Genomic DNA, 10,093 nt, shown 5'->3' on the forward strand with positions numbered 1-10,093 from the left:
CGTCAGGTGAGAGCGCCCAGCAGTTGGTTGAACGCCTCGGTCATCGAGGGATGCGTGTAGATCTCGTCGCGTAGCTGCGCGGCCGTGATGTCGTGGCGCATGGCCAAGGCCACCGTGTTGATCACCTCGTGGGAGTCGTAGGACAGCAGCGCGGCGCCGAGGATCAGATCGGTCTCGGCGTCCACCACCACCTTCATCAACCCCACGGGCTGGTGCACGATGCGCGCCCGCGGGACGGTGGCCATCTTCGCGACCGGCAGGGCGGCCACCTTGATCGGCCGGCCGCCGGCGCGCGCGTCGCGTTCGGTGAGTCCCACGCGCGACAGCGGTGGCGTCATGAACAGCGAGTAGGGCACCGCGCGCCGGTCGGTGGTGCTCCTGGTCCCGCTGCCGCCGAGCTGATCGGCGACGATGCGGTAGTCGTCGAGGGAGACGTAGGTGAACTGCGGGCCGCCGTTGACGTCGCCGACGGCGAACACGTGCGGCCGGCTGGTGCGCAGGTGTTCGTCGACCTCGATGGAACCGTCCGGGCGCGTGGCGATTCCGGCTCGGTCCAAGCCCAGGTCGGCGGTCACGGGATGCCTGCCCAGCGCCACCAGGATCGCGTCTCCCTCGACGGAGTCCGGCAGGCCGTCCACGACGTAGTGCACGGTGGGGCCGTCGACTGAGGTCACCTCGGCCGAGGTCAGCACGCGCACGCCGGCCTCGGCCAGCAGGGCGGTGGCCGCGGCGGCGACGTCGTCGTCCTCGCGGCCCAGCACCGCCTCGTGCCGTTCCAACACCGTCACCTCGGCGCCGTAGGCGGCGTACATGGCGGCGAACTCGAGACCCACGTAGCCGCCGCCCAGCACCACCAGACGGCGCGGCAGCGTCTCGGTGACCAGCAGGTCGGTACTGGTGACCGCGCGTGGGTTGCCCTGCAGCCCTTCGATGTCGGGCCACGTCGGCTCCGAGCCCGTACCGATGACGATCGTCGAACCGGTGACCGTCACGGCTCCGGTGGCGGTGCGCACCGAGACGGTGTGGGCGTCGACGAACGACGCGGTGCCGGTGAGGACGTCGACGGTGTCCAGGGTGTCCAGCATCGCGAAGTTCTGCCCGCGCAGCAGCGCGGTCAGTTCGGCGGTGGCGTGCACCGCGGCGGTGTAGACGCCCGGATCGGGTGCGGGGCCCGCCTCCTCGGCGGCGAACACCATGGACTTGGTGGGTACGCAGCCGACGTTGATGCACGTCCCGCCGTACATCTCCGCCGACCGTTCGATCATCACGACGCGCTTGCCCTGTTTGCCCATGGCCGCGGCAAGGGTCTTGCCGCCCTTGCCGAATCCGATGACCACCAGGTCGGCGTCGATCGCGGAGTCTGTCATGACGTGCACGCTAGCGGCTGCACTCGCCCCGGGACGAGGGAGTGGCCGCAGACCCCCGCTAGCGGTAACCGCGACGGGGGAGGCCGAGTGGGACCGTGGCGGCGGACGTGGGATCGATGGCGTCGTCGGGTTCGCGCTCGGCGGGGCGAGACGATCCGGGTGTCAGCGCACGAACGCGCTTGCGCTGTCGGCCAGGTCGAGCAGCGGCTGCGGCAGCGCACCCAGGGCCAGGGTGATCACCGCCGTCGAGGCCACCGTCGCCAGGCTGAGCCAACTCGGCACCACGACCCGGGGTCCGTCGTCGGGCGGATCGGTGAAGAACATCAGCACGATCACCCGCACGTAGAAGTACGCCGCGACGGCGCTGGCGCACACGCCGACGACGACGAGCGCCGTGGCGCCGCCCTCGGCGGCGGCCTTGAACACCGCGAACTTGCTGACGAAACCGCTCGTCAGGGGGATGCCGGCAAATGCGAGCAGGAACAGCGCGAACACCACGCCCACCAGCGGATGGCGCCGCCCCAGCCCGGCCCACCGCGACATGTCGGTCTCCTCGTCGCCGTCGGCCGTGCGGACCACGCTGACGACGGCGAAGGCGCCGAGGGTGCTGACACCGTATGCGGCCAGGTAGAACAGCGTGGCCGAGAGGCCGTTGCCGGTGAGCGCGACGACGCCGGTGAGGATGAACCCGGTGTGCGCCACCGACGAATACGCCAGCATGCGCTTGACGTCGGTCTGCGACACCGCGGTCACGGTGCCCACCACCATGGTCGCGATGGCCACCGCCCACATCGCCGGTCGCCAGTCGTCGGCGAGTCCGGGCAGCGCCACCGAGAAGATGCGCAGCGCCGCACCGAATGCCGCGATCTTCGTCGCCGCGGCCATGAACGCGGTGACCGGCGTGGGGGCACCCTGATAGACGTCCGGGATCCACGAGTGGAACGGCACCGCACCGACCTTGAACAGCACGCCCACGGCCAGCAACCCGACCCCCACCAGGGCCAGCGTGGTGTCACCGGCGTCACGGTCGACGGCGTCGGCGATGCCGCCGAGACTCAACCCGCCCGAATAGCCGTAGAGCAGCGCGGTGCCGTAGAGGAAGAACGCCGACGAGAACGCGCCCAGCAGGAAGTACTTCAGCGCAGCCTCCTGCGACAGCAGTCGCCGCCGCCGCGCCAGCCCGCACATCAGGTACAGGGGTAGCGAGAACACCTCCAGCGCAACGAACATCGTCAGCAGGTCCGCGGCGGCGCCGAACAGCATCATGCCGCCGAGGGCGAACAGCGTCAGCGGGAAGATCTCGGTTTGCGCCACCCCGGCCTTGGTGGCGAGCTTCTCGGCGACGCTGCCGGGGATGGCCGACGCCTGCGGGGTGAACGCGTCGAGGCCACCGGCGCCGGCCTCGGCGTCGACCTCTGCGGCGACGCGGCGCTGCGCGATCAGCAGCGTCCCCAGAAGACCGACGACCAGCAGCGTTCCCTGCAGGAAGAGGGCGGGCCGGTCGATGGCCACCGCCCCCATGACCGCGGTCTGCCCGGCCGAGGAGCCAAGGCCCACCCACACCTCGATCACTGCGACGAGCGCCGCCACCTGCGCGCCGACGGCGACGACCAGTTGGGCGGAGTAGCGCATGCTGCGGGAGAGGAACGCCTCCGCGAGCACGCCGAGGATCGCGGCGCCGAACACGATGAGCATGGGGGCGACGAGACCGTATTCGACGGTGGGCGGGGTGATGGTCACCGGCCGGCTCCTTCCGTGCGAGCACCGGCGGGGGATCCGGCGACGGCGGGCGTCGGGTCCTGCTGGCCGATGGTCGTCATCGTGTGGCCCACCGCCGGATCGATGACGTCCAGCGCGAGCTTGGGGTACACCCCGAGCACGAGCAGCAGCGCGATCAACGGTGCCACCACTGCCACCTCGCGCGGCACCAGGTCGCGCAGCGCCTCGTTGCCGGCACGCACCGGGCCGGTCATGATGCGCTGATATGCCCACAGCACGTAGACGGCCGACAGCACCAGCGCCAGCGCGGCGAACACCGCGAACACCGGGAAGTGCGTGAACGTGCCCACCAGCACCAGGAATTCGCTGATGAACGGCGCCAGCCCCGGTAGCGACAGCGTCGCAAGACCGGCGACCAGGAAGGTGCCTGCGAGCACGGGCGCCACCCGCTGCACGCCGCCGTAGTCGGCGATGACGCGACTACCCCTGCGCGACACCAGGAATCCCGCCACCAGGAACAGGGCCGCCGTGGAGATGCCGTGGTTGACCATGTACAGCGTGGAACCCGCCTGCCCCTGGCTGGTCATGACGAAGATGCCCAGGATGATGAAGCCGAAGTGGCTGATCGAGGTGTAGGAGATCAGCCGCATCAGGTCGGTCTGGCCGATGGCGACGACGGCCCCGAACACGATGCCGATGACGGCCAGCGTGATCACCAAGGGCCGGAACGTCATCGACGCGTCGGGGAACAGCTGCAGGCAGTAGCGCAGCATGCCGAACGTGCCCACCTTGTCGACCACCGCCATCATCAACACGGCCGTGGCGGGCGTGGCCTCGACCGCCGCGTCGGGCAGCCAGCGGTGGAACGGCCACAGCGGCGCCTTGACGGCGAAGGCGAACATGAAGCCCAGGAACAACGCGTTGGCCACCGCGGGGCCCAGCACGAACCGCCCGTCGGCCACCGCGTCGACGATCGCGCGGACGTCGAACGTGCCCGCCGCGAACGCATCGCTGCGCGCGGTGGCGACGTACAGCCCGATCACCGCGGCCAACATGATCAGACCGCCGAAGAGGTTGTACAGCAGGAACTTCACCGCCGCGGCCGATCGCCCCGCGCCGCCGAAACCACCGATGAGGAAATACATCGGGATCAGCATGGCCTCGAAGAACACGTAGAACAGCAGGACGTCGAGTGCGGTGAGCGAGATCAACACCATGCCCTCGACGGCCAGCGTCAGCGCGAGGTAGGTGTGGACCGACCGCGCCCTCTCACCGGCGTCGAACCAGCCGGCGACGATCAGCAGCGGCACCAGCACCGCGGTGAGCACCACCAGGGCCAGCGCGATGCCGTCGACACCCAGGACGTAGCCGGTCCCGAACGACGGGATCCACTCGTGGTCCTCGACGAACTGGTAGCGGGCACCGCCGGGTTCGAAGCGCACCGCCAGCAGCACCGCCACGGCCAACACGGCCAGCGACACCGCCAACGCGACGTACTTCGCGAGATTCCGCGCGGCCGACGGCAGCAGGATCACCGCGGCCGCGCCGACCATCGGTACCGCCCACAGGATCGTCAACCACGGGGTCGTCACCACACCCTCACCGCCAAGATCGCGGCCAGCACCAGGGCGGCGCCGGCGAGCATCGACAGCGCATAACTCCTGGCGAAACCGGTCTGTAGGCGGCGCAATCGGCGGGAGGCGCCGCCCACGGCCGCCCCGAGACCCCGGGACACGCCGTCGATGCCGTCGTCGTCGATCTCGACCAGGCCCGCGGTGAGCAGTTGCCCCGGGCGCATCAGGAACTCCTCGTTGAAGGCGTCGCCGTACAGGTCACGGCGCGCGGCGACGGTGAACGCCGACACGTCCTCCGGCGCGGTGCGCGGCACCGCCCTGGTGGCGTACGCGCGGTAGGCGACGCCGACCCCGACGGCCACCACCGCCATCGTGACGGTGGTCATCACCCAGGCCGGGATGCCGTGGTGGGGTTCGGCGGAGCCGACCACCGGTTCGAGCCAGGTCCCCAGGGTCCCGCCGATGGCCAGCAGCGCCCCCGCACCCACCGAGCCGATGGCCAGGACCACCATGGGTGCGGTCATGACGGCCGGCGACTCGTGGGGATGCGCGTCGGGGTGCCAACGCTTCTCGCCGAAGAACGTCAGCAACATCACCCGCGTCATGTAGAAGGCCGTGATACCCGCCCCGGCCAACGCCGCCCCGCCCAACACCACGCCGCCGAGACCGCCTGCGGCGAAGGCGGTCTCGATGATGGGGTCCTTCGAGAAGAAGCCCGACAGCGGTGGCACCCCGATGATCGCCAGGTAGCCGAGTCCGAAGGTGACGAACGTGATGGGCATGGCGGTGCGCAGCCCGCCGAAGCGGCGCATGTCGGTCTCGTCGTCCATGCCGTGCATCACCGACCCGGCTCCCAGGAACAGGCCGGCCTTGAAGAAGCCGTGGGTCAGCAGGTGCAGGATCGCCAACCCGTACCCGGCGGGCCCGAGGCCGGCGGCCAGCACCATGTAGCCGATCTGGGACATGGTCGACGCGGCGAGCGCCTTCTTGATGTCGTCCTTGGCGCAGCCGATGACCGCACCGAACAGCAACGTCACCGCGCCCACGACGGCGACGGCGGTGCGCGCGGCGGGCGCCAGGTCGAACAGCGGCCCCGAGCGCACGATGAGGTACACCCCGGCGGTGACCATGGTGGCGGCATGGATCAGCGCGGAGACGGGGGTGGGGCCCTCCATCGCGTCGCCCAGCCAGGACTGCAGCGGCACCTGCGCCGACTTGCCGCACGCGGCCAGCAGCAACAGCAGCCCGATGGCGGTCACCGCCGCCGTGGACATCTGCGGCGCCGCGGCGAACACCCCGGCGTAGGAGACGGTGCCGGTCTGGGTGAACATCACCATCAACGCCAACGCCAACCCGATGTCGCCGACGCGGTTGACCACGAACGCCTTCTTCGCCGCGGTCGCGGCCGACGGCTTGTGCGACCAGAATCCGATCAGCAGGTACGACGCCAACCCGACGCCCTCCCACCCGACGTAGAGGCCCAGGTAGTTGTCGGCCAGCACCAGCAGCAGCATGGCGGCGACGAACAGGTTCAGGTACGCGAAGAACCTGCGACGTTGCGGGTCGTCGCGCATGTAGCCGATCGAATAGACGTGGATCAGCGCGCCGACGCCGGTGATGAGCAGCACGAAGCACACGCTCAGCGCGTCCAGGTGCAGCCCGAAGTCGACCTGCAGCCGACCCACCGGGACCCAGGAGAACAGCGTCTGCGCCAGCACGCGGTCCGCCGGGCTGCGGCCCAGCAGCTCGACGAGCTGTGCCACCGCGACGGCGAACGCGCCCAGCACGGTCACCGTGCCCAGCAGGTGCCCCCAGGCGTTGGTCGCCCGCCCGCCCAGCAGCAACACGAGAGCACCCGCCAACGGCAGTGCGATCGGCAACCACACCGGCAGAGCCACGGCTAGTTCCTCAGCAGGTTCGCCGCATCCACCGACGCCGACCGACGCGCCCGGAAGATCGCCATGATGATCGCCAGCCCGATCACCACCTCACACGCCGCCACCACCATCACGAAGAACGCCACCACCTGTCCGTCGAGCTGACCGTGCATGCGTGAGAACGTCACGAACGCCAGGTTGCAGGCGTTCAGCATCAGCTCCACGCACATGAACATGACGATCGCGTTGCGCCGCAGCAATACTCCGGCGGCGCCGATCGTGAACAACAGGATCGACAGGTACAGGTAATACGACGGGTTCACGTGTCCCTCCGCGGCGTCAGGATGGCACTGACCGACAGTTCCGAACTCGAACCGTCGGGCAGGCGCGCGGGCGCGTCGACGGCGTTGTGCCGCGCATACACCCCGGGATTGGGCATCGGGGTGGGATGGCCACCCTCGACGAAGCGTTCGACGGCCAACTCGCGCTGGGTCTTGCGGCGGTCGAGGCGCTCCCGATGGGTGAGCACCATGGCGCCGAGTGCCGCGGTGATCAGCAGGGCGCTCGTCAGCTCGAACGCCCAGAGGTACCGCACGAAGATCAGGGCGGCCAGCCCCTCGACGTTCGACGCGGGGTTCGCGGGTGGGGCGGCAGGCCCGACCGCCGCGAGGTTGCCGACGCCGGCGATGAGCAGCAGGCCGAAGGCGACGCCGGCCACCGCCGCCGCAACCCGTTGGCCCCGAATGGTTTCCGCCAGCGAGTCCGCCGAATCGACCCCGATGAGCATCAGCACGAACAGGAACAGCATCATCACCGCACCGGTGTAGACGACGACCTGCACCACCCCGAGGAACACGGCGTCCTGGGCGATGTAGAGCACCGCCAGGATGATCATGGTGCACGCGAGGAAGATCGCCGAGTACACCGCCTTCGGCGCGGCGATCATCGCCACCGCGAACCCCACCGCCAGGATGGCCAGCACCCAGAACAGGATCGCCTCCGCCATCAGCGGACCGCCTCGTCGTGCGGCGTGATCAACCCCGCCGCACCCACGTTGCCGCGGTAGTAGTCCTCGTCGGTGCTGCCCTCGGCCATGGCGTGCGGTGGCGGTGTCATCTCCGCGCCCAGGGGGGCCAACAGTTCGTCCTTGCCGTAGATCAGGTCGGCCCGGTTGTCGTCGGCCAGCTCGTAGTCGTTGGTCATCGTCAGTGCCCGCGTGGGGCAGGCCTCGATGCAGAGTCCGCACCCGATGCACCGGAGATAGTTGATCTGGTACACCCGGCCGTAACGCTCTCCCGGCGAGAAGCGTTCGGCGTCGGTGTTCGACGCGCCCTCCACGAAGATCGCGTCCGCCGGGCACGCCCAGGCACACAGCTCGCACCCGATGCACTTCTCCAGGCCGTCGGCATACCGGTTGAGCTGGTGACGCCCGTGATAGCGCCCGGCGACCGGACCCGGCTGCTCCGGATACTGCTCGGTGACGGGCTTCTTGAACATCGTGGCGAACGTGACGCCGAAGCCGGCGACCGCGTCAACGAACTTGGCCATGGACGACCTCCCGTGCGGAGTGGGTGGGAATCGGGGGCACCGGGAAGGCGCCGTCGACGTCTGCCGTGACATGCTGCGCGCGTGCCCGTTTCGCGCGCAGCGTGGTCCACAGGTACAGCAGCAGACCGACGCCCACGACCGCGCCCACCGAGACGAGCACCGCCGCCCAGGTGTCCTGGCCCTCGGGGCGCAGCGTCCGCACCACCGCCACCGTCGCGATCCAGGCCAGCGAGATGGGGATCAGCACCTTCCAGCCCAGCGCCATGAACTGGTCGTAGCGCATGCGCGGCAGCGTCGCCCGCAGCCACATGAACACGAACAGGAACGTCCACACCTTCGCGACGAACCACAGCAGCGGCCACCACCCCGAGTTGGCGCCGTCGATCAGGTTGAACGGGAACGGCGCCTGCCAACCACCCAGGAACAGCGTGGTGGCCAGGGCCGACACCGTGGCCATGTTGACGTACTCGGCCAGCATGAACATCGCGAACTTCAACGACGAGTACTCGGTGTGGAAGCCACCCACCAATTCGCCCTCGGCCTCCGGCAGGTCGAACGGCGCACGGTTGGTCTCACCGACCATCGACGTGACGTAGACGAAGAACGACGGCAGCAGCAGGAACACGTACCACAGGCCCTGCTGGCGGGCCACGATCTCCGACGTGGACATGGTGCCCGCATAGAGGAACACCGCGGCGAACGACAGCGCCATCGCGATCTCATAGGAGACGACCTGCGCACTGGAGCGCAAGCCGCCGAGCAGGGGATAGGTGGAACCGGATGCCCACCCCGCCAACACGATCCCGTAGACCCCGATGGAGGTGACCGCCAGGACGTACAGCACTGCCACGGGCAGATCGGTCAGCTGCAGTGGCGTCTGGTGGCCGAACACGCTCACCATGCCACCCAGCGGAATCACCGCGAACGCCATGATGGCCGGGATCACCGAGATCACCGGCGCCAGCAGGTAGATCGGCTTGTCCACGCCCGCCGGGATCAGCCCCTCCTTGAGGGCCAGCTTCACCCCGTCGGCCAGGCTCTGCAACAGCCCGAACGGGCCCACGCGGTTGGGTCCGTAGCGCATCTGCATGCGTCCCAGCAGCTTCCGCTCGACCAGGATGGCCACCAGCACCGTCAGCAGACAGAACACGAAGACCGCGAGCGCCTTACCCAGCACCAGCCACCACGGGTCGTGGCCGAACGACGACAGATCGGGATACGTCATCCGGCGCCACCTTCCCTGGCGATCGGGACGAGCGTGCCGACGGTACCGGCGCCGAGTCCCATGGGCGCCCAGACGATGCCGTCGGGCATGTCGACGATCTCGACGGGCAACCGCACCCCGCCGACGGTCACCTGGTCGCCGTCGGCCGCACCGATGCCCGCCGCCGTCCGCGCCGCCATCCGCGCGACGGCGGGGCGCGCCGTGCCCGCCAGATGCGGTTCGCCGTCCTGCAACCTGCCGTGGTCCAGCAGCATGCGCCATCCGGCCAGCACCGCCGTCGTCGCGCCCGCCGCGGGCACCGGCTGCGGTGCGACGTCGGGTGGGGTGACGGCACCCTGCCAGGCGCCCAGGTTCACGAGTTCGGTGCGCGCGGCCTCGACGGTCGGCAACGCCAGATCGACGCCCACCTCGTCGGCCAGCGCCGACAGCACCCGGGCGTCACCGGTGGCCTGCGGGGTCAGCGCGGCGCCGAACGGGCGCAACCGGCCCTCCCAGTTGACGAACGCACCGGCCTTCTCGGCGACCGGGGCGACGGGGAACACCACGTCGGCGCGCTCGGTGACGGCGCTGTGCCGCAGCTCGAGGCTCACCACGAACCCCGCGGCGTCGACGGCGGCCAGCGCGGCATCCGGGTCGGGCAGGTCGGCGAGGTCGACGCCGCCGACCAGCAGCGCCGACAGCGTGCCGGCCGAGGCGGCCGCGAGCATCCCGGCGGTATCCCGTCCCGCCGTGGCGGGCAGGTCGTCGACGTGCCATGCCGCGGCGACCTCGGCGCGGGCGCCG

9 protein-coding genes are annotated in these 10,093 nt (G+C 69.9%); all 9 read right to left on the minus strand.

Features of this window, described 5'->3' with window-relative positions:
* Window positions 1-2: 2 nt before the first annotated feature.
* Window positions 3-1,367 (minus strand): FAD-dependent oxidoreductase, encoded by a 1,365-nt coding sequence (locus AC30CM_RS24020; protein ID WP_490119426.1) that lies wholly within the window; start codon window positions 1,365-1,367, stop codon window positions 3-5.
* Between the two features lie 162 nt (window positions 1,368-1,529).
* Complete coding sequence (gene nuoN, locus AC30CM_RS24025) at window positions 1,530-3,062, minus strand: NADH-quinone oxidoreductase subunit NuoN (RefSeq protein WP_490119433.1); 1,533 nt, start codon at window positions 3,060-3,062, stop codon at window positions 1,530-1,532.
* Between the two features lie 41 nt (window positions 3,063-3,103).
* The gene (locus AC30CM_RS24030; RefSeq protein WP_490119434.1) at window positions 3,104-4,639 is read right to left on the minus strand and encodes an NADH-quinone oxidoreductase subunit M; all 1,536 of its coding nucleotides are present in this window, start codon (window positions 4,637-4,639) and stop codon (window positions 3,104-3,106) included.
* 35 nt (window positions 4,640-4,674) lie between these two features.
* On the minus strand, window positions 4,675-6,558 hold the full coding sequence (gene nuoL, locus AC30CM_RS24035) for an NADH-quinone oxidoreductase subunit L (protein ID WP_490119427.1): 1,884 nt from the start codon (window positions 6,556-6,558) through the stop codon (window positions 4,675-4,677).
* 2 nt (window positions 6,559-6,560) lie between these two features.
* Window positions 6,561-6,860: an NADH-quinone oxidoreductase subunit NuoK gene (gene nuoK / locus AC30CM_RS24040; protein WP_490119428.1), complete on the minus strand. Its 300-nt coding sequence runs from the start codon at window positions 6,858-6,860 to the stop codon at window positions 6,561-6,563.
* Complete coding sequence (locus AC30CM_RS24045; RefSeq protein ID WP_490119429.1) at window positions 6,857-7,543, minus strand: NADH-quinone oxidoreductase subunit J; 687 nt, start codon at window positions 7,541-7,543, stop codon at window positions 6,857-6,859. Before AC30CM_RS24045 ends, nuoK begins: the two co-directional genes overlap by 4 nt.
* Window positions 7,543-8,085 carry an NADH-quinone oxidoreductase subunit NuoI gene (gene nuoI / locus AC30CM_RS24050; RefSeq protein WP_490119430.1) on the minus strand — a complete coding sequence of 181 codons (543 nt, stop codon included), beginning with the start codon at window positions 8,083-8,085 and terminating at the stop codon, window positions 7,543-7,545. The genes AC30CM_RS24045 and nuoI overlap by 1 nt, the downstream gene beginning before the upstream one ends.
* On the minus strand, window positions 8,069-9,310 hold the full coding sequence (gene nuoH / locus AC30CM_RS24055) for an NADH-quinone oxidoreductase subunit NuoH (protein WP_490119431.1): 1,242 nt from the start codon (window positions 9,308-9,310) through the stop codon (window positions 8,069-8,071). Before nuoH ends, nuoI begins: the two co-directional genes overlap by 17 nt.
* Window positions 9,307-10,093, minus strand: a 787-nt coding sequence (locus AC30CM_RS24060) for a molybdopterin-dependent oxidoreductase (RefSeq protein WP_490119432.1), incomplete at its 5' end; no start/stop codon positions are given. The genes nuoH and AC30CM_RS24060, both read right to left, overlap by 4 nt.

Source organism: Mycobacterium sp. DHQP2018-32-09 (assembly GCF_058148405.1).